Genomic DNA, 25,083 nt, shown 5'->3' with positions numbered 1-25,083 from the left:
ATATGCCCCCTGTCGGCGGGCATGTCGGAACCGGGCCGCCAGAGGCGGCCTGGAGTAATTAGTTAATTTCGATGCGACGCGGTTTTTTCTCTTCCGGGATCACGCGTTCCAGATCGATATAGAGCAGGCCGTTCACCAGGTTGGCGCCATTGATGTGAATATTTTCCGCCAGCTGGAATTTGCGTTCGAAGTTGCGCTCGGCAATGCCCTGATAGAGGTAAGTACGCTCTTTTTGCTCGTCACTGTGGGAGCCTTTTACCACCAGCAGGTTGTCCTGCGCGGTGATTTCCAGTTCGCTCTCAGCGAAACCGGCCACAGCAATGGCGATGCGGTAGTGGTTTTCATCCACTAATTCAACGTTGTACGGAGGGTAACCGCCATTGCTCTGGTTCTGGTTGTTTTCCAGCAGATTAAACAGACGGTCAAAACCAATAGCTGAACGATAAAGCGGGGAGAGATCGAAATTACGCATACTTAAAAACTCCTGAAATCAGCGAGATTTTTCCATGCCTTCCTCAATGGACAGGCCGTTACCGTAACCCAACACCCTTCCGGCGTGTTTTGTGGTTACATTTCTAAAATATGGCTGAAGGGTCTGATTTCAAGGGCGGAATACCGACTTTTTTTTGCACTTTCTGGCGCAATGCATAGACTAGGATCACAGCACAAAAGGACAAAGTGCGAGTACCGCCACAGAGCGGAACCCGAATGCTATTTCTTTCCCAAAAGGGAGGCTATAACCGCCTGAGTAGCATTCAAACTACAAATAACGATGATTAATCGATGATGAAAACAACGCTTATAGTTTCTGCTTTGCTTTACGGAATGATGTTGTCAGGTTGCTCAAGCGTCATGTCGCATACCGGCGGCAAAGAAGGGGTTTATCCGGGAACGCGCGCCAGCTCGGCCATGCTTGCCGATGATGACACAGGCATTGGTACCAAGTCGCTGGTGGTGCTGGATATGCCTTTTACCGCTATCATGGACACCTTACTGCTGCCGTGGGATCTCTTCCGCAAGGATGATTCCATCAAATCGCGGGTTGAAAAGAGCGAACAGGCAAACCTGGCGACCGACTCGGTGATCCCGCCAGCGCCCATGCCGGCTCCCTGATTTACAGTCTGGTTTGCGTCATCCATAACTGGCGGAAACCGTCTACCTCTTCCATCCAGGCGATCAGCTTTCCGTCTGGTGAAAACACCACGGCCTCGGCAGAAGGCGGATTTTCGCGATCGGATGTCAAAAAGGTGATGTCGCCGCGCCCGGCATCGCATAGCGCAATGCGGTTTTCCAGTACAAATCCCAGCGCATTGCCAGAGGGATGCCAGTTAAACGCCGACTGGATACCGCTTGCGGTAAAGGTTAATTGGCGCGGTTCACCACCGTTCGGGCTTATTAACCACAACTGCACAATACCGCGCTCGTCACGCATCAAAAACGCAATCTGCGTGGCCTGTGGATTGCTGCGCACCCAGTGACGCGGCACGTTCACTAAGCCAGGATAACGGCGCTGGTGAGTGAATGTCAGGCGTTTTTGCACCACGCCTTTTGGCGGTGCGGGCAGGGTTTGTTCGCTGCCTGACAGCGGCGCATCACCTGCGGTTTTCCAGCCTTGTTCATCGCCAGGCAGCGCGACGATAAACAGCTCCGGCACTTTTTCACCGCTGGTCGAAAGCGTATCGCCGATAAACGCCAGTCTGTCGTTGCCGACCCATCCCTCTTCATAAGCACGATTGATATCGTTGCTGCCCGGCACTGGCGTGGATGTTGTACGGCTGATCAGTACGCACCAGTGGCTGCCACCATATTCACGTGGATGCGTGCAGGGTGGCGTTACCGGGCCAAACGGTACCGCAACGCCGACATTGCGCAGATCTTTTGCCGGAGAAAGCGTATGCATAACGTGGTCGTTATAGGTAAAGCTGACGTTTTCACCGTTCGGGCTGAACACATGCACGTGTGTGCCGCCGCGCAGCGCGCCCGGAGTGTAAGGCGCGGTGATATCCAGCGCATCCAGATTCCGCGTCACGCCCTTTTCCGTAATAACGCCCCGGCGATGGTGAAAATCATATTGCCAGTTGTCATCAGGGTTTTCCGGGCCATGGATAAAGACATATTTTTCCGCCTGCGGGCTAACCGTTACCACGCCGACATGCGCGCCTTCCCTTGCGGTATAAAGCACTTCAACCTCACCGCTGTATACGTTAACACGCTCAATAGTTTTCCCGGTAAACGACGCGCCGGAAGGACGAACATCGAAAACCAGCCACTGGCTGTCCGGTGTCCAGCTATGAATATTGGTCAGTTGATGGTGGCGCGCAGCGAAGGTGAGTTGTTTCATTAGCGGATAAACCCGGAAGCGGAGTAAGCGCTTCAGAGTAATGTATCCGTGAGGAAATGACTACGATTCCGGAAGGCGCACAGGCAAGGGCATGGTCTCCCTGCCTGCGAGAATCGCTTAGTTCAGGGCAAACTTCTCAATGATGTAAGCAACGCCGTCTTCAAGGTTGGATTTGGTGACAACGTTCGCAACTTCTTTCACCAACGGAATGGCGTTATCCATCGCCACGCCCACTCCGGCATACTCAATCATCGCGATGTCGTTTTCCTGATCGCCAATCGCCATGATCTCGTCCTGCTTGATATTCAGCGCCTCGGCAAGGGATTTCACACCGGTGCCCTTATTGACGCGTTTATCCAGAATTTCGAGGTAGTACGGCGCACTTTTCAGCACGGTATACTTCTCTTTCACTTCCTGTGGGATACGGGCAATAGCCTGATCGAGGATCACCGGATCATCAATCATCATGACTTTGAGAAACTGCATTGCGGGATCCATCTTTTCCGCCTCGCAGAACACCAGCGGGATCGTTGCCACGTAAGATTCATGCACTGTGTAGTAGCTGATGTCCCGGTTTGCGGTGTAAAGCGTATTGCGATCAAGGGCGTGGAAATGGGAACCGACTTCGCGGGAGAGTTTCTCCAGATAGCGATAATCATCATAGCTCAATGCCGTTTGCGCCACCGCGCTGCCATCGCTGGCATTCTGTACCAGTGCGCCATTGTAGGTGATGCAATAATCACCTTCGCGCTCCATATGCAGCTCTTTCATGTAGCTGTGAACGCCCGCATAAGGTCGACCCGTTGTCAGCACCACATGAATACCGCGCTGGCGCGCAGCGGCGATAGCATTTTTGACAGCGGGAGAGATGGTGTGATTTGGCAGCAGCAGCGTGCCGTCCATATCGATTGCAATAAGTTTTATAGCCATGAGATCCCCTGATGAGATTTTTCAGAACCCATGCTAACGCGATTCCGCTCAAAAAACAGCAGATCGGCGGGGAGAAAAGGGGGGATAGAAAGGGGAACCGGGATTCCCCTTTTGAGCTTTAAAATGGAGGATTCGGCCTGTAGGCCTGATAAGCGAAGCGCCACCATCAGGTGCTTTCCGCCGGGTGACGCTGCGTTCACCCGGCCCGACCTGTGAGCCGTTAAATATCGAGATTTGCCGCTTTCAGGGCGTTCTCTTCGATAAACGCACGACGCGGCTCAACGGCATCGCCCATCAGCGTAGTGAACAACTGGTCAGCCGCGATGGCATCTTTCACGGTCACGCGCAGCATGCGACGGCTTTCCGGATCCATGGTCGTTTCCCACAGCTGATCCGGGTTCATCTCACCCAGACCTTTATAACGCTGAATAGCGAGACCGCGACGGGACTCTTTCACCAGCCAGTCCAGCGCCTGCTCAAAGCTGGCGACTGGCTGACGGCGCTCGCCGCGTTCGATAAAGGCGTCATCTTCAATCAGGCCGCGTAGTTTTTCACCCAACGTGCACAGACGGCGATATTCGCCACCGGTAACAAATTCATGATCCAGAGGATAGTCGGTATCGACGCCGTGCGTACGTACGCGAATGATCGGCTCGAAGTAACTCAGTGCGCTATTTTCACGCACATCAAACTTCCACTGGCTACCGTGCTGTTCGTTCTCATTTAGCTCAGTAACCAGCGTGTTCACCCAACGGGTCACTTTCTGTTCGTCGGAAAGATCGGCTTCCGTCAGCGTCGGCTGATAGACCAACTCTTTCAGCAGTGTACGCGGGAAGCGGCGCTCCATACGGCCGATCATTTTCTGTACCGTATTATACTCGGCAACCAGTTTTTCCAGCGGTTCGCCCGCCAAAGCTGGCGCGCTGGCGTTGGTGTGCAACGTTGCGCCGTCCAGCGCGATGGCGATTTGATACTGATCCATCGCATCGTCATCTTTAATGTACTGTTCCTGTTTGCCTTTCTTCACTTTGTACAGCGGCGGCTGAGCGATGTAGACGTGACCACGCTCAACGATTTCCGGCATCTGACGGTAGAAGAAGGTCAACAGCAGCGTACGGATGTGCGAGCCATCGACGTCCGCATCGGTCATGATGATGATGCTGTGATAGCGCAGTTTATCCGGATTGTACTCGTCGCGGCCAATGCCGCAGCCCAGCGCGGTGATAAGCGTCGCCACTTCCTGCGAAGAGAGCATCTTGTCGAAGCGTGCTTTCTCAACGTTGAGGATCTTACCTTTCAGCGGCAGAATCGCCTGGTTCTTACGGTTACGGCCCTGCTTCGCAGAACCGCCCGCTGAGTCCCCTTCCACTAAGTAGAGTTCGGACAGCGCCGGGTCGCGCTCCTGGCAATCCGCCAGTTTGCCCGGCAGACCGGCCAGATCCAGCGCACCTTTACGGCGGGTCATTTCACGCGCTTTACGCGCGGCTTCACGGGCGCGCGCCGCATCAATAATCTTGCCAACCACAATTTTCGCGTCGGACGGGTTTTCCAGCAGGTACTCAGCCAGCAGTTCATTCATCTGCTGTTCAACCGCCGATTTCACCTCAGAGGAGACCAGTTTATCTTTGGTCTGTGAGGAGAATTTCGGATCCGGCACTTTTACCGAAACCACAGCGATCAGCCCTTCGCGGGCGTCGTCGCCGGTGGCGCTGACTTTGGCTTTCTTGCTGTAGCCTTCTTTATCCATATAGGCATTCAGCGTACGGGTCATCGCTGCACGAAAGCCTGCAAGGTGAGTACCACCATCGCGCTGCGGAATGTTATTGGTAAAGCAGTAGATATTTTCCTGGAAGCCGTCGTTCCACTGCAATGCTACTTCCACACCGATACCGTCTTTTTCCGTGGAGAAGTAGAAAATATTCGGGTGAATCGGTGTTTTATTCTTGTTGAGATACTCAACAAACGCCTTGATGCCACCTTCGTAATGGAAATGGTCTTCTTTGCCGTCGCGCTTGTCGCGCAGACGGATAGAAACGCCAGAGTTGAGGAAGGACAACTCACGCAGGCGTTTCGCCAGAATTTCATATTCGAATTCGATAACGTTGGTGAAGGTTTCATAGCTTGGCCAGAAACGCACCATCGTACCGGTCGACTCGGTTTCACCTGTAACCGCCAGCGGGGCCTGCGGCACACCGTGCTCATAAATCTGACGGTGGACTTTGTTGTCACGCTGGATAACCAGCTCCAGTTTCTGCGACAGGGCGTTAACCACAGAAACACCTACACCGTGCAGACCGCCGGAAACTTTATAGGAGTTATCGTCGAACTTACCGCCTGCGTGCAGAACGGTCATGATCACTTCTGCTGCGGAAACGCCTTCTTCCGGGTGAATACCGGTCGGGATACCACGGCCGTCATCCTGTACAGAGACAGAGTTATCGCTGTGGATGGTGACAACAATATCTTTACAGTATCCTGCGAGTGCTTCGTCGATAGCGTTATCTACCACCTCGAATACCATGTGGTGCAGACCGGTGCCGTCATCTGTATCGCCGATATACATACCCGGGCGCTTACGCACCGCATCCAGCCCTTTCAGGACTTTGATACTGGAGGAGTCATAAGAATTCGACATCAACGTTTCTCGCTCATTTTGTCTTGGGTTAATCCGTTATTTTACCCTTTTCCACGGTGAACATCTTCGAATTTTTGTCCGACATGTCCATTACGTGCTCGGCGCTGATCGCGCTGACAAAAACCTGTGACTGCGTGGCTTTTAACCGGCTGGCTAACAGACCACGCTTCTCGTCATCAAGTTCAGAGGCAAAATCATCTATCAGGTATAAACAGCGTCGTCCGCTTTCACGCGTTAAAAACTCCCCCTGCGCCAGACGCAGCGCGCACATCAGGAGTTTTAACTGCCCGCGCGACAGCGTATCTTCAACTGGCGCACCGTCCGCCCTGATGCGGAAATCCGCTTTATGCGGGCCGTGAGCGGTGTAAGTCAGCATGCGGTCACGCTCAAAATTGCGCTCCAGCACCTCACTGTAATCGGTCTCCTTTTCCCACCCGCGCTGAAATGAAAAAGTGAGGGAGAACTCCGGTAAAAACTGGCGGCAGGTGTCTGCCATATCTTCCGCAATGGCGGTGCTGTATTCGGCACGCCAGCGGCTTAGCTGATCCGCCAGTGGGATCAGCTCCTTATCCCACGGACGGAGTTGCGCATAGTGGCTCACCTGGCGCAATGCGGCGTTGCGCTGCTTCAGCAGGCGCTTGAGATTACTCCAGGCGGTAAAAAACCCGCTCTCATTGTGAAAACAACCCCAATCAACGAACGCTCTTCGATATTTGGGGCCGCCGTTAAGCAAAGTAAACCCCTCGGGGGTGATGAGCTGCATCGGCATCAGCAGAGCCAGTTCAGCCACTTTGTGACCGTCGGTGCCGTCAATGCGCACCTTGCCTTCGCCGAGCTTATCTTTGGTCAAACCAATCGAGGTTTCGCGCTCTTCGCCCTGCAATCGCCCATGTAAAACAAAGGATTCCTGCTCATGACGAATAACGCGGCCGATTTGCAAACTGCGAAACGCCCGGCCATGACCGAGCGTGTAAATAGCTTCCAGCACGCTGGTTTTACCGCTGCCGTTGGCGCCAACGAGGAAATTAAAGCCGGGAGATAACGCGAGATCTGCATTCTCGATGTTACGGAAATCTTTGATCAGTAATCGGGTTAGCGACATGATTTACTCATCACCAGGGCGTTATCGTCGCAGTTAGTCTGGTTACGGCCAGCGCACAGCAACCGGAGCGTACTGAAGCACGTGAGGATTGCGAGCACTGCCCGGAGCCAGAATAACAAGTAAGATAGCCCGATACTTTTCTACAAACGCATTGGCATAACGACATAGGCTGCGCTTTGACTGGCCGCATCCTCAATCTGCACACTCGAAACTGAATCCGTCAGCAGGATGCGCACGTTCTCGCACTTCAGTGCGTTCAGTACGTCCAGCACATAGCTGACGTTAAAGCCGATTTCCATTTCGCTGCCAGCGTAGGTGACGTCGAGGAACTCTTCGGCTTCTTCCTGCTCCGGGTTATTGGCAGTAATTTTTATCTGGTTCTCGCTGACATACAGACGCACACCACGGAACTTCTCGTTGGAGAGGATCGCCGCGCGGGCAAACGCCTGCTTGAGCGAATCGCAACCCGCTTCCAGCGTTTTGTCCGGGTTTTTTGGCAATACGCGACGATAATCAGGAAAACGTCCATCAACCAGTTTGGAAGTGAAGATGAAGTCACCAACGTGCGCGCGAATATTGTTGCTACCAATCTGCACACGCAGCGGCGTATCGCCACCATCGAGCATACGCATCAACTCAATTACGCCTTTACGCGGCACGATCACCGAATGGTTCGGCAGCGATTCGCCAATCGGCATCGAACAGACCGCCAGACGGTGGCCGTCAGTGGCCACGGTACGCAGCTCCTCGCCTTCGGTTTCGAACAGCATGCCGTTTAAGTAGTAACGTACGTCCTGATGCGCCATGGAGAACTGTGTCGCTTCGATCAGACGCTTCATTGTGGCCTGCGGCAGCGTGAACTCCACTTCGCTTTGCCAGTCGTCCAGATTCGGGAAGTCCGCAGCGGGTAACGTGGATAACGAGAAACGGCTGCGCCCGGAACGGATCAGCATGCGCTCACTTTCCAGTTGCACGGCGATTTCCGCACCTTCCGGCAGACCGCGACAGATGTCGAAGAATTTACGCGCCGGCACCGTGGTTGCGCCCTGTTCATGCGGCTGAACCAGCGCAACGCGCGCCACCATCTCCATTTCAAGGTCGGTGCCAGTCAGCGACAGCGCGCCTTCAGTAACCTGAAGCAGCAGATTACCGAGAATAGGCAACGTCGGGCGACCGCCCAATGGGCCGCTAACCTGTTGCAGCGGCTTTAATAAATGTTCACGTTCAACGGTAAATTTCATAGCGTCACGAAGATAATGTTCTGATTAAATTGGAAAAATCTTCTTTTATATCATGGCTTTCTTCACGCAACTGCTCAATCTTACGGCAGGCATGTAGCACGGTGGTATGGTCGCGACCCCCAAAAGCATCACCGATTTCCGGCAGGCTATGGTTAGTCAGCTCCTTTGCCAGCGCCATCGCCATCTGGCGCGGACGGGCTACCGAACGGGATCGACGCTTGGAGAGAAGATCCGCAACCTTGATCTTGTAGTACTCGGCCACTGTCTTTTGAATATTGTCGATGGTGACCAGTTTTTCCTGTAGCGCCAGCAGATCGCGCAACGCTTCACGGACAAAATCGATGGTGATCGCGCGGCCGGTGAAGTTGGCATTGGCAATCACGCGGTTCAGTGCCCCTTCCAGCTCGCGCACGTTCGAGCGCAGTCGCTTGGCAATAAAGAAGGCCACTTCGCCAGGCAGACGAATATCGTTTTCATCTGCTTTTTTCATCAGGATCGCGACGCGGGTTTCCAGTTCCGGTGGCTCGATCGCTACCGTTAAGCCCCAGCCAAAGCGAGATTTTAAACGATCCTCAACACCATTGATCTCTTTCGGATAGCGATCCGACGTGAGGATGATCTGCTGATTGCCTTCCAGCAGCGCGTTAAAGGTGTGGAAAAACTCTTCCTGGGATCGTTCTTTATTGGCAAAGAATTGAATATCGTCAATCAGCAGGGCGTCAACGGAACGGTAGTAGCGTTTAAACTCTTCGATCGCATTGTTTTGCAGGGCTTTTACCATATCCTGGACAAAGCGCTCGGAGTGCATATACACCACTTTGGCATTCGGCTTTCGCGCCACAATGCCGTTACCCACTGCATGCAGCAGATGCGTTTTACCCAGACCTGTACCGCCATATAAAAACAGCGGGTTATAGGCGCCACCGGGATTATCCGCAACCTGCCGAGCCGCCGCGCGAGCCAACTGGTTGGATTTACCTTCGACGAAGTTATCAAAGGTATGTTTCACATTAACGTTAGAACGGTAAGTTGGCTCTGCCGGCGCAGGAACGTTGTCCCAGCCTGGACGTGCCGCTGGCGCTGCGCGCTGAACGACGACCTGCGCCGCCTGTGCGGGCGCAGAAACTGTCGCTGGTTCTCTCAACGACTGGCTGACCGGGCGGGAACCCACCTCAAAACGCAGCTGTGGGGTATCCGAACCGCAGAACTCATTCAGCAGGCCGTTGATATTATTAAGATATTTATCTCTTACCCAATCGAGCACAAAACGGTTTGGCGCGTACAGTGCCAGCGTGTTATCGCTCAGTTCCGCCTGCAATGGGCGTATCCACATACTAAATTCTGTGGCTGGTAACTCATCCTGCAATCGGGCAAGACACTGCTGCCAAAGCGAAAGTGACACGGCGGACTCCACTCGAACGAAAATCGATAAATAAAAGACAGAAGCATTTAAGTTTTTTGACGCACATCGATAAGACCCAACCGGGTGACGTGCGAACCGCTATCTACGGTTTGTGCCCTAAGAACGATCCTGGATCGCGATCGGGACCGCGGATCATAGCGTAAACCGCCGCAGAGATCTTCTGTTTCTCACAGATTCTTTATGATTTATCCACAGGGCAATTCGGAATCGGCTAAGTGTAATCGATCCTCGAGGGAATGCGGGACGTTTTAGTCCGCATATTGGAAAATTTAATGAGTAATGAAGATTTCTTGCTTAAACGATCTAATGAAGATCCTGAAGGATCCTTGCGCTTTGCCGTTTGCCCCGTATAATTCTGCCTCCGGCGCGTCTTGCTCGTTTTCAGCCGTCGAATACAGCTTATTTTTTGCGCCATTATGTGCAAAAATACGCGCGCTATACTCTAAATAATTCGAGTTGCAGGAAGGCAGCGACGCAGTGAATCCCCAGGAACTTACTCCAGTAAGAGACTGGGGTGAGCGAGGAAAGCCAACGAACATGCAACCTGAAGTATGACGGGTATATAAGGAAAGAGAATTGACTCCGGAGTGTACAATTATTACAATCCGGCCTCTTTAATTACCCATGGCTTACGCGCCTGTCGTTCGATATCCGTTCAGGCATACGCAAAAGTCAGTGAATTTATTCAAGTTTAGGTAGAAACCGCCATGAAACGCACTTTTCAACCGTCTGTACTGAAGCGCAACCGTTCTCACGGCTTCCGTGCTCGTATGGCTACTAAAAATGGTCGCCAGGTTCTGGCTCGTCGTCGCGCTAAAGGCCGCGCACGTCTGACCGTTTCCAAGTAAAAGCTAACCCCTGAGTGGTTAAGCTCGCTTTTCCCAGGGAGTTACGTTTGTTAACTCCCACTCATTTCACTTTCGTCTTCCAGCAGCCACAACGGGCTGGCACGCCGCAAATCACTATCCTCGGCCGCCTGAATTCGCTGGGGCATCCCCGTATCGGTCTGACCGTCGCCAAGAAAAATGTTAAACGCGCCCATGAACGCAATCGGATTAAACGTCTGACGCGTGAAAGTTTCCGTTTACGCCAGCATGAATTGCCAGCAATGGATTTCGTGGTGGTGGCGAAGAAAGGGGTTGCTGACCTCGATAACCGTGCTCTCTCGGAAGCGTTGGAAAAATTATGGCGCCGCCATTGTCGCCTGGCTCACGGGTCCTGATAGCCCTGATTAGGGTCTATCAACGCCTGATTAGTCCGCTACTTGGGCCGCACTGTCGTTTCTCCCCAACCTGTTCGCAATACGGAATTGAGGCATTGCGTAGGTTTGGTATGTTAAAAGGCAGTTGGTTGACAATGAAACGCGTATTAAAATGCCACCCTTTACACCCGGGTGGCGACGATCCCGTCCCGCCAGGACCTTCTAAAACCAGAGAACACTAACGATGGATTCGCAACGCAATCTTTTTATCATCGCTTTGTTGTTCGTGTCTTTCATGATCTGGCAAACGTGGGAGAAGGATAAAAATCCTCCTCCGGCGCAACAGCAGACCACGCAGACTACGACCACCGCAGCGGGTAGCGCAGCCGACCAGGGCGTACCAGCCAGTGGCCAGGGGAAACTGATCACGGTGAAAACCGATGTGCTTGAGCTGACCATCAACACCCGTGGTGGTGATGTTGAACAGGCACTGCTTCCGACGTACCCGAAAGAGTTGGGCTCCAATGAGCCGTTCCAGTTACTGGAAACTACGCCGCAGTTTATCTATCAGGCGCAAAGCGGCCTGACTGGTCGTGACGGCCCGGATAATCCGGCTAACGGCCCGCGCCCACTGTATAACGTAGAAAAAGATGCGTTTGTGCTGGCTGATGGTCAGAATGAACTGGCGATCCCGCTGACTTACACCGACGCGGCTGGCAATACCTTCACCAAAACCTTCACGCTGAAACGCGGCGAATATGCGGTGAACGTAGGCTACAGCGTGCAAAACGCCGGTGGTAAACCGTTAGAAGTGGCAACGTTTGGTCAGTTGAAGCAATCCATCAATCTGCCTTCTCACCGCGATACCGGCAGCAGCAACTTTGCGCTGCATACCTTCCGCGGTGCGGCGTATTCCACCTCTGACGCGAAGTATGAGAAATACAAATTCGACAACATCGCCGATAACGAAAACCTGAACGTCAGCTCCAATGGCGGCTGGGTTGCGATGCTGCAACAGTATTTCGCTACCGCGTGGATCCCTCGTAGCGAAGGCGCGAATAACTTCTATACCAGCAACCTGGGCAATGGCGTAGCCGCTATCGGTTATAAATCCCAGCCGGTACTGGTGCAGCCGGGTCAAACTACCGCGCTGAACAGCACCCTGTGGGTCGGCCCGGAAATTCAGGACAAAATGGCTGCTGTGGCACCGCACCTGGATCTGACCGTGGATTACGGCTGGTTGTGGTTTATTTCTCAGCCGCTGTTTAAACTGCTGAAGTGGATCCACAGCTTCCTGGGTAACTGGGGCTTCTCCATCATCGCAATCACCTTTATCGTTCGTGGCATCATGTACCCGCTGACCAAAGCGCAGTACACCTCCATGGCGAAAATGCGCATGCTGCAACCGAAGATTCAGGCTATGCGCGAGCGTCTGGGTGACGACAAACAGCGTATGAGTCAGGAGATGATGGCGCTGTACAAAGCGGAGAAAGTGAACCCGCTGGGCGGCTGCTTCCCGCTGATTATTCAGATGCCTATCTTCCTGGCGCTGTATTACATGCTGATGGGTTCCGTTGAACTGCGCCATGCGCCGTTCGCACTGTGGATCCACGACCTGTCTGCACAGGACCCGTACTACATCCTGCCGATCCTGATGGGCGTAACGATGTTCTTCATCCAGAAGATGTCGCCGACCACGGTGACCGACCCGATGCAGCAGAAGATCATGACCTTTATGCCGGTCATCTTCACGGTGTTCTTCCTGTGGTTCCCGTCAGGTCTGGTGCTGTACTATATCGTCAGCAACCTGGTGACCATCATTCAGCAGCAGCTGATTTACCGTGGTCTGGAGAAGCGCGGCCTGCATAGCCGCCAGAAAAAAAGCTCCTGATACGCTGTAGGCCGGGTAAGCGAAGCGCCACCCGGCAAAAGGAACAACAAACAAAGGGCGGTCAGTTGACCGCCTTTTTTTATTTTGAGATTTCGGAAAACATACCATGAGCCATAACGACACTATCGTCGCACAGGCAACCCCACCGGGACGCGGTGGTGTGGGCATCCTGCGCATTTCGGGCGTAAAAGCGCGAGACGTGGCGCAGGCGGTGCTGGGCAAGCTGCCTAAACCGCGTTATGCCGACTATCTGCCGTTCCAGGACGCCGATGGCAGCGCACTGGATCAAGGCATTGCGCTGTGGTTCCCTGGCCCGAACTCCTTTACTGGGGAAGATGTACTGGAGCTACAGGGGCACGGCGGCCCGGTTATCCTCGACCTGCTGTTAAAACGCATACTGACTTTACCAGGGTTGCGTATTGCCCGACCGGGCGAGTTCTCTGAGCGTGCGTTCCTTAACGATAAGCTCGATCTGGCGCAGGCTGAAGCAATTGCCGATTTAATTGATGCCAGTTCCGAGCAGGCTGCGCGCTCTGCGCTGAACTCGTTGCAGGGCGCTTTCTCCGCCCGAGTTAATCATCTTGTGGAAGCACTTACTCACCTGCGCATCTATGTAGAAGCAGCTATCGACTTCCCGGATGAAGAGATCGACTTCCTTTCAGACGGCAAAATCGAAGCTCAGTTGAACGACGTTATTGCCGATCTGGACGCGGTACGAGCCGAAGCGCGTCAGGGAAGCTTGCTGCGTGAAGGGATGAAAGTGGTTATCGCTGGTCGCCCAAACGCCGGGAAATCGAGCCTGTTGAACGCGCTGGCCGGGCGTGAAGCCGCTATTGTGACTGATATTGCAGGCACCACGCGCGACGTATTGCGCGAGCACATACATATCGACGGTATGCCGCTACACATTATCGATACCGCTGGTTTACGCGAAGCCAGCGACGAAGTGGAACGTATCGGTATCGAACGCGCCTGGCAGGAGATTGAGCAGGCCGACCGCGTGCTGTTTATGGTTGATGGCACCACCACTGATGCGGTTGATCCGGCGGAAATCTGGCCGGACTTTATTGCCCGTCTGCCCGCCAGATTACCGATCACCGTGGTACGTAATAAAGCTGACGTTACAGGAGAATCGCTGGGTATCAGTGATGTGAACAATCACTCACTTGTGCGTCTCTCTGCGCGCACCGGCGAAGGCGTTAACGTACTGCGTCAGCATCTCAAGCAAAGTATGGGTTTTGACACCAGCATGGAAGGCGGTTTCCTGGCGCGTCGCCGGCACTTACAGGCGCTCGAGGCGGCCGCAGAGCATCTGCAACAGGGTAAAGCACAACTGTTGGGAGCCTGGGCTGGTGAATTGCTGGCTGAAGAACTGCGCCTTGCGCAGCAGAACCTGAGCGAGATCACCGGCGAGTTTACCTCCGATGATTTACTGGGCCGTATCTTCTCCAGCTTTTGTATTGGTAAATAATCGTACGGGACGGCCGTAAAATGGCCGTTCCTGTTATAACGACGAATTATCGTAACGTGCTGAATTAACCAATCAAAGTGTAAATATCTCCGTCAGGGCTTTTCAGATGCCAATTTACACATTAAAACCTATGAACCATGGGCGATAATATTCACCATCGGTTCAATTCGAACCGATTCAGACCATTATCACGGAGAGAAAAATGGCTACGCATTTTGCACGAGGGATAATTTCTGAAGGGCATCTTGTCTCCACCCGACTACCGCTGTCCTGTCACGATATGGCCCGCCAGCTTCCTGCGCATCGCCGCACACGTTTTCTTGCTTCCCGTGCATTACTCGCTGAAATGATGTTTATGCTGTATGGCACCAGCGAACTGCCAGATATAGTCATTGAATCCAGCGGCAAGCCGAAGTTTGCCGACGCTAGTCTGCCGCACTTTTCGCTGGCCTATGCAGGGAACCTGGTGGGCGTCGCCATTACGACTGAAGGCGTTTGTGGTCTGGATATGGAGTTGCAACGTGCAACGCGCAGTTTTCACGCGCAGAAGCCCCTTTTAAGCAATAATGAGCTACTGTGGATCAATAACCAAAACGATCCTGGCGAAGCGCAAACCCAACTTGTAACACTGCGCCAGAGTGCAATGAAATTGATCCATCGAATGCACGACGATCAAGGACTGCTGCAACTGTTGCCGGGATCCGGCCGTCTGCGCCTGATGCCGCTAACGCGTGTTGAAGTGATGTGTGATGCAGAAGATGTGCTGATCTGGTCTGTAGCGGTATCACCTGCCATCGAAAGCCTGAAAATATGGGAATTCGATAGCCGTACAGGGTGGCGTTATCTCTCCGATGTGCAAACGCGCGCCAACGATCCCGCCTCCCGTTTAATGCGTTTCACCAGCTTGCCCGCAGAGAAGACCCTGATCCTTAATTGATCCCATAATGAGGAATCATCATGTCTGTTGAACTCAAGGTTGTGACCCTGCTCGGTAGCCTGCGTAAAGGTTCTTTTAATGCCATGGTCGCGCGCACATTGCCCAGGCTTGCGCCCGCAGGCATGGGCATCACGCCGCTACCTTCGATTGCCAATATCCCGCTGTACGATGCCGATATTCAGCAGGAAGAAGGTTTCCCGGAAAGTGTGCGCGAGCTTGGCGAACACATCCGAGCGGCTGACGGCGTGGTGATTGTGACGCCGGAATATAACTACTCGGTACCGGGCGGCCTGAAGAATGCAATTGACTGGCTGTCTCGCTTACCAGAGCAGCCGCTGGCGGGTAAGCCGGTGCTGATTCAGACCAGTTCAATGGGCGTGATTGGCGGAGCGCGTTGCCAATATCATTTGCGCCAGATCCTGGTGTTCCTTGATGCGATGGTGATGAACAAACCGGAGTTTATGGGCGGGGTGATTCAAAGCAAGGTTGATCAGCAGGCGGGAGAAGTGATCGATCAAAGTACGCTTGACCATCTGACTGACCAGCTTACGGCTTTCGGCGATTATATTCAGCGCGTTAGGCCGTAATGGAAACCCCTCCCGCAGCGCGAGAGGGAAAAGGCATTAATGCGCGTCGATAAAGACGATTTTCAGCAGGAACAGCACCGCAACCACAATCACGCATGGGCTGAGTTCGCGCAGGCGGCCAGTACCGATTTTCATCACGCAGTAAGAGATAAAGCCCAACGCGATACCTTCGGTAATCGAGAAGCTGAACGGCATCATTACCGCAGTGATAAACGCTGGCACAGCTTCTGTCAGATCATGCCACTGCACACGTGCCAGGCTGGACGTCATCAGCACGCCCACATAGATCAGCGCACCCGCAGCAGCATAGCCCGGCACCATACCCGCTAGCGGCGACAGGAAGATTACCAATAGGAACAGCAGGCCAACCACAACCGCCGTCAGGCCGGTACGGCCACCAACAGAAACACCGGAAGAAGACTCGATATACGCGGTAACAGAAGAGGTGCCGATAAAGGCGCCAGTTACCGAAGAGATACTGTCGACAAACAGCGCTTGCTTCATGCGCGGGAACTTACCACTTTCATCCACCAGCCCGGCTTTATCGGTCACGCCAATCAGCGTACCGGAGGAATCAAACAGGTTCACCAGCATAAACGAGAAGATCACACCCGCCAGGCCAATATTAAAGGAACCGACCAGATCCACATTACCGACAACGCTTGTCACGCTCGGCGGCGCAGAAACAATACCGTGATACTGCACATCGCCCAGCAGCCAGCCCAGCAGGGTGGTGACAACAATCGACACCAGCACAGCGGCGTGAATACTGCGCGATGCCAGAATAGCAATAATAAAGAAACCAAGAACGCCCAGCAGAACGCTGTGGGAAGTCAGGTTACCGATGCTCACCAGCGTCTCTTTGTTCGGCACGATTACACCAGCATTTTTCAGCCCCATCATGCCAATAAATAGCCCGATACCGCTGGTGATACCCACACGCAGACTGACCGGAATATTAGCGATCATCCAGTAACGAACACGGAACAAAGTCAGCAGCAACAGACCTACCGCTCCCCAGAAGATTGCGCCCATGCCGATCTGCCAGGAAAGCCCCATGGCACCAACAACCACAAACGCAAAGAAGGCGTTCAGACCCATTGCCGGCGCCAGCGCAACTGGCAGGTTAGCTACCAGCCCCATCAGGATGCTGCCGAATGCAGCAATCAGGCAGGTGGTCACAAATACTGCGCTGGTATCCATCCCGGCGACGCCCAGAATCTGGGGATTAACAAAAACGATATACACCATCGTCAAAAACGTCGTGAAACCTGCGATCACTTCGGTGCGTGCCGATGTGCCGTGCTCGCGTAGTTTAAACACGCGGTCAAGCAACCCCTGGCCCGGGGCCTGGGTAGTGTGTTGTTGGCTCATTATCAATTTCCGGAATTAGGGAGGGAAAATCGTCGCTATCCTATACCAAAATGAGACAATATTGACGGTTATCACACACTTTTTTTCATTGAATTTGCTTATACGGCAACGATTGCGCTTCGCTATCTGCGTTAAGTAAACGTTAAACTCGCAATAACAGGAAATGGCATGTCCCACATTGATGCAATATTCTTCGACTGTGACGGCACCCTGGTCGATAGTGAAGTTATTTGTTCCCGCGCCTATGTGCATATGTTTAAGGCTTTTGGCATCACGCTGGATCTGAAAGAGGTCTTCAAACGCTTTAAGGGTATGAAATTATATGAAATTATTGATGTCATCGCCGGGGAGCGCGGTGTCAGCCTGGCGAAAGAGGAGCTTGAACCCATTTATCGTGGGGAAGTGGCGCGCCTGTTCGACAGCGAACTGGAGGTGATTGCCGGTGCGAACGCATTGCTGGACGCAGTGAGTGTACCGATGTGTGTAGTTTCTAATGGCCCGGTCAGCAAAATGCAACACTCATTAGGCAAATTAGGCATGCTACATCACTTTCCTGACAAACTGTTTAGCGGTTATGACATCCAACGCTGGAAGCCCGATCCGGCGTTAATGTACCATGCTGCCAGAGCGCTGAATGTTGATCCTGTGAACTGTATTCTGGTGGATGACTCCTCCGCTGGGGCACAATCTGGAATCGAGGCAGGGATGGAAGTCTATTACTTCTGCGCCGACCCGCATAACAAACCCATTGATCACCCTAAGGTGACGACGTTCACTGATTTAGCGCAGTTGCCGGAACTCTGGCGTGCGCGTGGGTGGCATGTTACGCGTTAATCTATACCCTAAATAATTCGAGTTGCAGGAAGGCGGCGACGCAGTGACAAATTCGTCGGGAACGAATTTGCCCAACCGAAGGTTGGCCTCTTTGAACGCTGTAAGCAGCGGCCCCGAAGGGGTAAGGCTCAGGGATGAGCCGAATAAAAAAGCCAACGCACATGCAACTTGAAGTATGACGGGTATAAACCACTAAACAGGATGTTTTTATGGCTCAGACAAACCGTTCTCTCCCGGTATTTAAGTACCACCCTCAGCCCCTGGATACGGGCGTCTTTTCACAAAGAAAAACCGTGACTTGCGCCTGCTGTGAACAACTAACGGACGTGTATTACACCAACCCGTTTTACACCACTGCGGATGTCGATACCCTTTGCCCGTGGTGCATTGCGGATGGATCCGCCGCACAAAAATTTGGCGGCAGCTTTCACGATAAGTCCAGCATTGAAGGTGTGGGCAGCCTGTTTGATGACGAGGGTGAATTTACCGGTTTCAAAAATCCGTGGCCGGAAGCCAGTTTGCAGGAACTGACACAGAGAACACCAGGATATTGTGGCTGGCAGCAGGAGTACTGGCTGGCGCATTGTAATGATTTCTGCGCGTTTATCGGCTACGTCGGCTGGCAAGATATTGCCGACAAACTCGATCAGTTCGCAGATATTCAGGCCGACTGCGATGCCTTCGGCATGGATTATGAGAAATTACCGGAACACTTGCTCGACGGCGGCGACTGCCAGGGATATCTCTTCCGTTGCTTACACTGTGGCAAGCTACGGTTATGGGCGGATTTTTCCTGAGCAGCTCCACGGAATAAGGAACAATAGATGTCGAAATTACTCGAATGTTAACATGATAAATTCACCTTTGGGAATTGGGTTAAGCGTTCATCTGCCGTTCTGATTGCTGAATAAGCTATGCAGTATGCCTGATACTCATACTGCATTTCATTAGCACAACCGCTATACCCTAAATAATTCGAGTTGCAGGAAGGCGGCGACGCAGTGACAAACTCGTCGGGAACGAATTTGCCCAACCGAAGGTTGGCCTCCGGTGAGAGACAAATCTGCCGGGAGCCGATTTGAACGCTGTAAGCAGCGGCCCCGAAGGGGTAAGGCCCAGGGATGAGCCGAATAAAAAAGCCAACGCACATGCAGCTTGAAGTATGACGGGTATATGAAGATAAAGGTGAAAGGGCGCTCAGTTAGGCTTTGATTGCAGATATGCGTTTTTCATAACGCTTTTCACTTCCCTGAGCACCGTTCTTAACCATCTCGCCAGAACCTACCAGAATAGTTGCTGGTAGGTTCGCGCTGATTTATGGAGATCCCTCAGCCTTTCCGGGGGGCCGAAGGGATCACTCAATACTCATCGCCGTTTCCACCGGTATAAAGCTATTGATAATGCGGACATAGTGCTTACGTTGCGCTTCGGTAAAGTCGTTATAAACGGCCAGCGTAAACACCAGCAAATTGCGTGAATCGGGGTTGTGCTGCGGATGTTGGGGCAGTGTCACAATCGAAGAGACTTGTCTGACCCAGGCGCCATCTTCAAGGAATTTATTGGCGGTTTGCAGCACCTGTAATTTGGCCGGACCGATTTCATGGCGCAGATTTTTTCCTTCCACCTCAAATCCCGGCACAAAGCGCTTCATTTTATCCCACTGCTTCTCGCAAAAATCGTCCACCGTTTGGCCTTGTTCCAGCGTGGTGCGGTTAATCAAAATGTTGTATTGATTATTGTCTTTGTCCATATATCGCAGAATATTAATGGACTGGTCTTCCTGCGGCATAAGAGTCGTGAAAGTGCCTTCATTAAGAGGATAAGTCATGGGAGTTTTGTTCATGTAAGTCCTTTTCATCCTTAATGGTGTTATCGGGATAAGGGAATAATCTCAACGCGGCGATTTTGCGCCCGTCCTTCTTTGGTGTCGTTGTTGGCGATGGGTCGGGTATCGCCAACACCTTCCGTAATAAACCGCTCGGCGGGTAGCCCCGTATGCTCGACCAGCCAGTTTTTAATGACTTGAGCGCGCTCGGTAGAGAGCGCCAGATTCGTGGCGGAAGAGCCGGTATTGTCGGAGTGACCAATAATGAGAAACATTTTTTCTGGCGAACGTTTGATGGCCGGAATGATATCCAGCAGCGTTTTTTCGCTGTCAGACATCAGATTGCTGCTGCCGTTTTCAAATAACGGCACGGTATTTTCCAACGCGAACAGTGATACGTTTTGGTTCGACATAGGCGTTGTAAAGATCTCACCCAAAGGTGAAATCTGTCTGACCTGCTCGCGAATTTCCTTGATATTATACCGGGCATAGTAGAAAAATCCGCCAACCAGACAGGCAAACAGAAACAGTAGCCCGATGGTGACGGGCCGCAGTGAACTGCGGTGCGGTGCTGGTGCGTTGAGGGGTTCCGGCTCCTGCCATACTACTATTTCTGGCTGTGGTGGTAATGGCAACGATGGCAAAGGCGGCATGGCAATTGAGGTGGAAAGCGCGGGCAGAATGCCATATCGCTCCGACAACCACTGTGACCAGGCGCCGTGGCGGATGAACCCTCGCCCATAGTCAGCAAGCATGACGCCAGCCAGATTGAGTGGGGTATTGGCTAATAAGGTTTGCAGCACGTTCATCAGGCGGCTTTCGGCAAGCCAGGCGATAAAAGTACTGCCGAGCGCGTATCGCTGTATGGCGTACAGATCCTGGCCGTCATCGTGGGCATTCAGTTTGTCCACAAGCTGCCGGAAGCACGACTCCAGCGTCAGTTGCCCATACGGTGGCATCATCAGAGAACTTGTCCATATCGCCCTGTCGGGATCGTGTGAATGGCGTTGCTGGCTCAGACGGGTATAAAAAACCGGTATGCAGGGCAGGCGTCTGCTGAGCCGAATGGAAGAGAACACAAACTGCCAGGAGGTTAGCTGTTCCGTCAGCACCGTACTGTTTTCCACACCATCAGCAAGGATGGGGAAAAGGGTCACGACTGCCATTGATGGATGTGTCTCTTCCTTGTGCGCGAGCCGGTTGGCGAGCGTTGTCGCATGCTCTGCAACCATCCAGATGATATGGCCGTTGTCCGTGGTTGACAGATTCGCGTGGTGGAACCATTTCTGGGCAAACGGGCCAATAATCAACACCATTAGTCGGGGCGTGGTTGCTGGCGTATCAAAATAGTCTGCCTCCGGTTCGGGTTCCGCCTCCACTCGCGCAAGCCAGGTACGGGGCGCGCAGGTGGCGCTCAGTGAAGCCAGCGCGTCGGTCTCCCCCTCAACCTGTTTCAGCAGCGTGAGCATCTTTCTGGCGTAGCGGAACATCAGGCTACTATCGGTGCGAAGCAGAGCCGCAATCTGTGATATAAAATCGCTATCGGCCTGGTTTTGATTATGGCCGTAGAAGTAATGCATTAACGAATAACGCTGCCACGAGAGCGCGTTGTCTTTCTGATTGGTCATCAGACGCTTATCAAAATAGCCGCATAACAGCCGACACAGTGCTTCACTCTCTTCGGCCGTCTGGTTCTCTTCCTGCAAGGCCTTATTGAGCTGTTCGATGAGCGAAATGAGCCTGAGCTGAAAATCTGCCGCAGAAGGAATGATGCCGTCGAAAGCTATCAGGGTATCGATGCCAATCAGTCGGCAGAAAAAGTTTTCGCTTTTCACCATGGTTTCTCCATAACTGCGCCCCAGCCAGAGGTTACCGACCAGGAACATACCCGAACGACAGCGGGATACGCGGCATTGACGGTTTTAAATTCGAGCGAGAGTGTGAGGTTGCCATCCGGGGATTCCGCCCGCAGCGCCTGGGCATCGAGCGTGCGTTTATAGAGCAGCACGTTTTGCGGGGTATACACGCCAAGATGCAGGTTATCCGCTCCCTGGTCGTTGGATTGCCAGTCGGCGGCCTTCAGTGTGAACGCTTTTTTGTACCAGACGTACTGACGGGCAAGCCACTGCGCCTCATCATCGGGCGGCGTCGGGAAAAAATTGGTCTTCTCCGCACCCATCACTTCCGGCAGCGCGGTGCCATTTTGCAGGCAAATGCCAGCCTGATACTCAAATGCTCTTAGCGGGCGAGTGTTGCCTGTGGTGTAAGGCGCAAGGCTTGCTGCATCTTCGACTTCCAGTCCCAGTAAGGTTCTGATGCGTTTTTTGGAGTTGTTGTCTCTCTCCCACCAGGCCTTATCCACCGCGCCCTGCGCTTTTGCATCATTGGAGTGATCGCCCCAGACTTTGCTGTGATCCTTGCGCTGATAGAAATGCCAGAGCAACAACTGGTGGGGATGGTAAATGTCATAACCGTGGGTGAATGCGCGCACCGCCATGGCTATCTCTTCGCCGGCGAAAAAAATCTGTGGATCGTTCGGCACGATGTTAACGAAATCGCCATAAGTGAAGATAAACCCGCCCGCGAGATAGCTCCCCCGCACCGGTTCTGAGGCGGTAAAAGGGGTGGAGCAGAGCATGGGGATACCCTGCGGATTAAATTCGCGGAATATCAGGCGACTGACATGGCGCTTTTTGCTGGCTTCTTCATCTTCGCCGGGGCAATAAGGCGGTGGGTAGGTGGAGAGTATCGGCCGCTCACTTTTGCACTCTAACTGGCGCAGCATGGCGATCATTTCGTTATCCCAGTTCGGGATAAAACGACTGTGGGAATCGATTTGCAGGAACCAGGCTTCCTGTTCATATAGTGTTTCCGCCATACTCCGTGCCCAGCAGGCACCCTGGCTGGCGTAATAATGCACGCTAATAACATCCACCCGAGCCTGGCGGTAGCGAAACGCAAATACCTCATGGCTGTCAACGATGCGGCTACCTTCCGGGGTCATGCCGCTTTCTTCGAACAGCGACAGGTTTTCGTCGTCCTGCCAGCAAATAGCGATGTGTAGATTCTCGGGGTGAGCGGCATGGCGCAACATATCCTGTAGCGTTGGGATTAGCTCCGGGTCGCGATAGCTGGCGATGCTGATAAAAATTGTCGCAGGGGTATCCATTTTTCCCAATCCATTCAAAAACTGATTACTGAATATCAAAAATTACTTCCGCTTTGGCGTTGAAGGTTCCGCCTGCGGGGGCGGTTTTACTGCTGGCGAAGAGCGTGGCGTTCCAGGCAAACTCGGCGGGACCCTGGCTGGTGATACTGGTTTTCTGTTCTGATGTACTGCCGTCCAGTTTCATCGCTTTGCCTGCGCCATCGGTGATTTTGATGCCCAGTCGATCCAGATTTCCTCCGGCATCTTTCGCGCGGATATAGGCACCATCTGAGGAGGGTGTACTGGTGATCATCGAGGCTTTTGCGGAATAGGTGCCATAGTCGCTTTTGCAAGTAATGTTGAAATTCAGGTTGCGGGTCACGCCCTGACGGAGCAAGGACGGGGTGACATCGTTGAAATCAACCGTTTTGGCACTGTCGGTGTTACAGGTGGGGGTGCTGATGATTGAGATATCGCCAATAGCGAGTTTCATGATGAAAGAGGACGGATCGGCGGTCATCAGGTAGTTATAGGCAATATCCCCGGCGGGCAGAACGGTATCGCCGTTCGGATTGCTCAGGCGTAAATTATTCGCCGTTTTAAAAAACTGGATGCGGTAAAAAGAGGCGGCGGAGTAGTCAAATGTTCCCACTGACTGGCCACCGGGAAAGGTGATAAAACTCTTTGAGGGAAAGTTGCCGAATGCGCTGCCGTTGTTCCAGAGCAGTTTAATCCCAATACCTGGAATATTGGTCTGGTAGATGCGCGTTGTTGCGTCTTGTCCTGTCAGGTATAGCACCTGCTTGCCGTACTCGGTGCCGACATCACAAGCGTCATAGCCGATATTCTGGCCTGCAGCATTGCTGTCGAACTGGGCTATCGGGGTTGAGGTGTCTGCGGCGGCATCCGCGTTGATGCGAATCACCTGCGAAGGAATGGCAACCGCAGTCGGCGCACCGCGCGCCAGTGTACAAACAGCAGAGGCGGCGGGAGACAAAGCAAGGGCACAAAGTGTAGTGGCGATCCTTAACATCCTTTTATTCCTTTTCTTGGTTCAGCATGGCGACTATCTCTGGGGGATACATTTTTAAGAGGTCAGCAAAACTTTTGCCGATGCTCTCTTCCGCATACTTCAGCACCTGAATGAGCGGGCTACTGGGTTCGGTCATTGCAAACCAACTGCGAACTTCCTGTAATCGGTGCAACGCATCGGCGCGGTTGTTGATACGCTGGCGTACTTCCGTTACGGCAGGGGGCGTGACGGGGGAGGGATCCACAGCTACAGGAGGCGCTTCAACGACGGTTTCGACACTCTCCTGAACCGGCGGTGTTTCTTCAGGCGCGACGGGCGGGGCAGCGACCGCGACAGGTGCGCCACTGCCGAAATCATTCGCGAAGAGGGCCAGCAAACCGGTAAGCATGGCAAGATCAGGTGTGTCGTGTGCGAGCGTTTTAGTGAGCGTCTCCTTTATCTCCGCCAGGAAATAGTGCGCCTGCGTGAGGGGGAGGATGCTGTCATGGGCGCTGAGTTGCCATTCATGGATCATCGCTGCAATGTCCGTATCTGACAGCGCGCCTTCTTCCCGTGGGATCTGATGCGCTTTTTCAAACTCTTTGATGGTGATTTGCAAACCAGAGACTTTCGGCAGTGGTTGATTGCGCAGATCGGCGAGCAGGCCGTTGGCGTCTTCCAGTTCAGCAAAGGCGTTGGCGCGCAGCATCGGGGTAAATTCCCCTTCGTCTAAAAGCTGCGGATGTAGATCGTCCGGCCAGGCGCACAGCAAGGCATTTAGCGCTTCCAGCCCTTCCGCCAGCGCCGGTAGCCCGATTTTACGCAGCCTACAGCGCATCAGGATGATGACCAGCCTGATGTCTTTGCTTTTTTGCAGCAAGGTCTGGCATTCGCGTTCGGTATCGGTCCAGTTAATGGGTTCCGCTGCTTCAAAAAAACTGCCATATTCCACGTCCAGCCTGGGCTGGAGGCGGGATTGCAACATAATGAAGGCGGGATCGTAATCCAGGTTCTCGCCGCAGGCGTCGCTGCCCGCGATGGGAGACATCAGCGGCTGGTAGTAATCGCAACAGGTCAGACGGTATGTTTGGTTCATCGCATGTATCTTTTAGCTGTGAGTAGAAACGGTAA

The 25,083-nt window shown here is 53.2% G+C and carries 23 protein-coding genes; 10 read left to right on the top strand and 13 right to left on the bottom strand.

Annotated elements, in window-relative coordinates:
* Positions 1-58: 58 nt before the first annotated feature.
* On the bottom strand, positions 59-472 hold the full coding sequence (ibpA, locus tag GA0061070_RS06730; RefSeq protein ID WP_043956007.1) for a small heat shock chaperone IbpA: 414 nt from the start codon (positions 470-472) through the stop codon (positions 59-61).
* 311 nt (positions 473-783) lie between these two features.
* Between ibpA and GA0061070_RS06725 the strand changes: the two genes are divergently transcribed.
* Complete coding sequence (locus GA0061070_RS06725) at positions 784-1,113, top strand: YceK/YidQ family lipoprotein (RefSeq protein WP_090134754.1); 330 nt, start codon at positions 784-786, stop codon at positions 1,111-1,113.
* Position 1,114: 1 nt separating this feature from the next.
* Here the strand turns inward: GA0061070_RS06725 and GA0061070_RS06720 are convergent, their stop codons facing one another.
* The 6 genes from GA0061070_RS06720 to dnaA form a co-directional block, all read right to left on the bottom strand.
* Complete coding sequence (locus tag GA0061070_RS06720; protein ID WP_090134752.1) at positions 1,115-2,341, bottom strand: YidR family protein; 1,227 nt, start codon at positions 2,339-2,341, stop codon at positions 1,115-1,117.
* 117 nt (positions 2,342-2,458) lie between these two features.
* On the bottom strand, positions 2,459-3,271 hold the full coding sequence (gene yidA, locus GA0061070_RS06715; protein ID WP_090134751.1) for a sugar-phosphatase: 813 nt from the start codon (positions 3,269-3,271) through the stop codon (positions 2,459-2,461).
* A 220-nt stretch (positions 3,272-3,491) separates the two neighbouring features.
* Positions 3,492-5,906: a DNA topoisomerase (ATP-hydrolyzing) subunit B gene (gyrB, locus tag GA0061070_RS06710; RefSeq protein WP_090134749.1), complete on the bottom strand. Its 2,415-nt coding sequence runs from the start codon at positions 5,904-5,906 to the stop codon at positions 3,492-3,494.
* 28 nt (positions 5,907-5,934) lie between these two features.
* The gene (recF, locus tag GA0061070_RS06705) at positions 5,935-7,008 is read right to left on the bottom strand and encodes a DNA replication/repair protein RecF (protein ID WP_090134747.1); all 1,074 of its coding nucleotides are present in this window, start codon (positions 7,006-7,008) and stop codon (positions 5,935-5,937) included.
* Between the two features lie 140 nt (positions 7,009-7,148).
* A complete protein-coding gene (dnaN, locus tag GA0061070_RS06700; RefSeq protein ID WP_090134745.1) occupies positions 7,149-8,249 on the bottom strand; it encodes a DNA polymerase III subunit beta in 1,101 nt (366 codons plus the stop codon).
* A 4-nt stretch (positions 8,250-8,253) separates the two neighbouring features.
* The gene (gene dnaA, locus GA0061070_RS06695; protein WP_090134743.1) at positions 8,254-9,651 is read right to left on the bottom strand and encodes a chromosomal replication initiator protein DnaA; all 1,398 of its coding nucleotides are present in this window, start codon (positions 9,649-9,651) and stop codon (positions 8,254-8,256) included.
* 728 nt (positions 9,652-10,379) lie between these two features.
* Between dnaA and rpmH the strand changes: the two genes are divergently transcribed.
* The 7 genes from rpmH to GA0061070_RS06660 all read left to right on the top strand — a co-directional run bounded on the left by rpmH (position 10,380) and on the right by GA0061070_RS06660 (position 15,759).
* The gene (rpmH, locus tag GA0061070_RS06690) at positions 10,380-10,520 is read left to right on the top strand and encodes a 50S ribosomal protein L34 (protein WP_000831330.1); all 141 of its coding nucleotides are present in this window, start codon (positions 10,380-10,382) and stop codon (positions 10,518-10,520) included.
* Between the two features lie 14 nt (positions 10,521-10,534).
* Positions 10,535-10,894 carry a ribonuclease P protein component gene (rnpA, locus tag GA0061070_RS06685; RefSeq protein WP_035886831.1) on the top strand — a complete coding sequence of 120 codons (360 nt, stop codon included), beginning with the start codon at positions 10,535-10,537 and terminating at the stop codon, positions 10,892-10,894.
* Positions 10,858-11,115: a membrane protein insertion efficiency factor YidD gene (gene yidD / locus GA0061070_RS06680; protein WP_090134741.1), complete on the top strand. Its 258-nt coding sequence runs from the start codon at positions 10,858-10,860 to the stop codon at positions 11,113-11,115. The genes rnpA and yidD overlap by 37 nt, the downstream gene beginning before the upstream one ends.
* Positions 11,116-11,117: 2 nt before the next feature.
* Positions 11,118-12,764: a membrane protein insertase YidC gene (yidC, locus tag GA0061070_RS06675; protein ID WP_090134739.1), complete on the top strand. Its 1,647-nt coding sequence runs from the start codon at positions 11,118-11,120 to the stop codon at positions 12,762-12,764.
* A 106-nt stretch (positions 12,765-12,870) separates the two neighbouring features.
* A complete protein-coding gene (gene mnmE / locus GA0061070_RS06670; protein WP_090134737.1) occupies positions 12,871-14,235 on the top strand; it encodes a tRNA uridine-5-carboxymethylaminomethyl(34) synthesis GTPase MnmE in 1,365 nt (454 codons plus the stop codon).
* A gap of 202 nt (positions 14,236-14,437) precedes the next feature.
* Complete coding sequence (locus GA0061070_RS06665) at positions 14,438-15,172, top strand: 4'-phosphopantetheinyl transferase family protein (protein ID WP_090134735.1); 735 nt, start codon at positions 14,438-14,440, stop codon at positions 15,170-15,172.
* 20 nt (positions 15,173-15,192) lie between these two features.
* Positions 15,193-15,759, top strand: coding sequence for an NADPH-dependent FMN reductase (locus tag GA0061070_RS06660; protein ID WP_090134734.1), 567 nt, complete (start codon positions 15,193-15,195; stop codon positions 15,757-15,759).
* 36 nt (positions 15,760-15,795) lie between these two features.
* On the opposite strand, the gene GA0061070_RS06655 is transcribed toward GA0061070_RS06660, so the two are convergent.
* The gene (locus GA0061070_RS06655) at positions 15,796-17,133 is read right to left on the bottom strand and encodes an NCS2 family permease (RefSeq protein ID WP_090134732.1); all 1,338 of its coding nucleotides are present in this window, start codon (positions 17,131-17,133) and stop codon (positions 15,796-15,798) included.
* A 168-nt stretch (positions 17,134-17,301) separates the two neighbouring features.
* Here GA0061070_RS06655 and yieH point away from each other — a divergent pair, with 168 nt between their 5' ends.
* Together yieH and cbrC are read left to right on the top strand one after the other, a co-directional pair.
* Entirely contained in the window at positions 17,302-17,967 is a 666-nt protein-coding gene (yieH, locus tag GA0061070_RS06650; RefSeq protein ID WP_090134730.1) for a 6-phosphogluconate phosphatase, read from the top strand.
* Positions 17,968-18,176: 209 nt separating this feature from the next.
* Positions 18,177-18,764 carry a PF03691 family colicin E2 tolerance protein CbrC gene (cbrC, locus tag GA0061070_RS06645; RefSeq protein WP_090134728.1) on the top strand — a complete coding sequence of 196 codons (588 nt, stop codon included), beginning with the start codon at positions 18,177-18,179 and terminating at the stop codon, positions 18,762-18,764.
* A 557-nt stretch (positions 18,765-19,321) separates the two neighbouring features.
* On the opposite strand, the gene GA0061070_RS06635 is transcribed toward cbrC, so the two are convergent.
* From GA0061070_RS06635 to GA0061070_RS06615, 5 genes are read right to left on the bottom strand one after another with little or no spacing between them, the layout of a single operon-like run.
* Complete coding sequence (locus tag GA0061070_RS06635) at positions 19,322-19,810, bottom strand: DcrB-related protein (protein WP_090134725.1); 489 nt, start codon at positions 19,808-19,810, stop codon at positions 19,322-19,324.
* A 26-nt stretch (positions 19,811-19,836) separates the two neighbouring features.
* A complete protein-coding gene (locus GA0061070_RS06630; protein WP_090134724.1) occupies positions 19,837-21,630 on the bottom strand; it encodes an OmpA family protein in 1,794 nt (597 codons plus the stop codon).
* Entirely contained in the window at positions 21,624-22,961 is a 1,338-nt protein-coding gene (locus GA0061070_RS06625; RefSeq protein ID WP_090134722.1) for a GlcNAc-transferase family protein, read from the bottom strand. The genes GA0061070_RS06630 and GA0061070_RS06625 overlap by 7 nt, the downstream gene beginning before the upstream one ends.
* Before the next feature lie 25 nt (positions 22,962-22,986).
* The gene (locus GA0061070_RS06620; RefSeq protein WP_090134720.1) at positions 22,987-23,973 is read right to left on the bottom strand and encodes a fimbrial protein; all 987 of its coding nucleotides are present in this window, start codon (positions 23,971-23,973) and stop codon (positions 22,987-22,989) included.
* Positions 23,974-23,977: 4 nt separating this feature from the next.
* A complete protein-coding gene (locus tag GA0061070_RS06615) occupies positions 23,978-25,048 on the bottom strand; it encodes a type VI secretion system protein TssA (protein WP_090134718.1) in 1,071 nt (356 codons plus the stop codon).
* Positions 25,049-25,083 lie beyond the last annotated feature (35 nt).

Source organism: Kosakonia oryziphila (assembly GCF_900094795.1).
Taxonomy (GTDB): domain Bacteria; phylum Pseudomonadota; class Gammaproteobacteria; order Enterobacterales; family Enterobacteriaceae; genus Kosakonia; species Kosakonia oryziphila.
The sequence above is the reverse complement of the archived record's forward strand: the minus strand, read 5'-3'. Positions and strand labels throughout refer to the sequence as shown.

Bases quoted from the DNA above. Each gene is read 5' to 3' on its own strand.
- ibpA (WP_043956007.1), bottom strand. From the start codon at position 472: ATGCGTAATTTCGATCTCTCCCCGCTTTATCGTTCAGCTATTGGTTTT.
- GA0061070_RS06725 (WP_090134754.1), top strand. From the start codon at position 784: ATGATGAAAACAACGCTTATAGTTTCTGCTTTGCTTTACGGAATGATG.
- GA0061070_RS06720 (WP_090134752.1), bottom strand. From the start codon at position 2,341: ATGAAACAACTCACCTTCGCTGCGCGCCACCATCAACTGACCAATATT.
- yidA (WP_090134751.1), bottom strand. From the start codon at position 3,271: ATGGCTATAAAACTTATTGCAATCGATATGGACGGCACGCTGCTGCTG.
- gyrB (WP_090134749.1), bottom strand. From the start codon at position 5,906: ATGTCGAATTCTTATGACTCCTCCAGTATCAAAGTCCTGAAAGGGCTG.
- recF (WP_090134747.1), bottom strand. From the start codon at position 7,008: ATGTCGCTAACCCGATTACTGATCAAAGATTTCCGTAACATCGAGAAT.
- dnaN (WP_090134745.1), bottom strand. From the start codon at position 8,249: ATGAAATTTACCGTTGAACGTGAACATTTATTAAAGCCGCTGCAACAG.
- rpmH (WP_000831330.1), top strand. From the start codon at position 10,380: ATGAAACGCACTTTTCAACCGTCTGTACTGAAGCGCAACCGTTCTCAC.
- yidD (WP_090134741.1), top strand. From the start codon at position 10,858: ATGGCGCCGCCATTGTCGCCTGGCTCACGGGTCCTGATAGCCCTGATT.
- yidC (WP_090134739.1), top strand. From the start codon at position 11,118: ATGGATTCGCAACGCAATCTTTTTATCATCGCTTTGTTGTTCGTGTCT.
- mnmE (WP_090134737.1), top strand. From the start codon at position 12,871: ATGAGCCATAACGACACTATCGTCGCACAGGCAACCCCACCGGGACGC.
- GA0061070_RS06665 (WP_090134735.1), top strand. From the start codon at position 14,438: ATGGCTACGCATTTTGCACGAGGGATAATTTCTGAAGGGCATCTTGTC.
- GA0061070_RS06660 (WP_090134734.1), top strand. From the start codon at position 15,193: ATGTCTGTTGAACTCAAGGTTGTGACCCTGCTCGGTAGCCTGCGTAAA.
- GA0061070_RS06655 (WP_090134732.1), bottom strand. From the start codon at position 17,133: ATGAGCCAACAACACACTACCCAGGCCCCGGGCCAGGGGTTGCTTGAC.
- yieH (WP_090134730.1), top strand. From the start codon at position 17,302: ATGTCCCACATTGATGCAATATTCTTCGACTGTGACGGCACCCTGGTC.
- cbrC (WP_090134728.1), top strand. From the start codon at position 18,177: ATGGCTCAGACAAACCGTTCTCTCCCGGTATTTAAGTACCACCCTCAG.
- GA0061070_RS06635 (WP_090134725.1), bottom strand. From the start codon at position 19,810: ATGAACAAAACTCCCATGACTTATCCTCTTAATGAAGGCACTTTCACG.
- GA0061070_RS06630 (WP_090134724.1), bottom strand. From the start codon at position 21,630: ATGGTGAAAAGCGAAAACTTTTTCTGCCGACTGATTGGCATCGATACC.
- GA0061070_RS06625 (WP_090134722.1), bottom strand. From the start codon at position 22,961: ATGGATACCCCTGCGACAATTTTTATCAGCATCGCCAGCTATCGCGAC.
- GA0061070_RS06620 (WP_090134720.1), bottom strand. From the start codon at position 23,973: ATGTTAAGGATCGCCACTACACTTTGTGCCCTTGCTTTGTCTCCCGCC.
- GA0061070_RS06615 (WP_090134718.1), bottom strand. From the start codon at position 25,048: ATGAACCAAACATACCGTCTGACCTGTTGCGATTACTACCAGCCGCTG.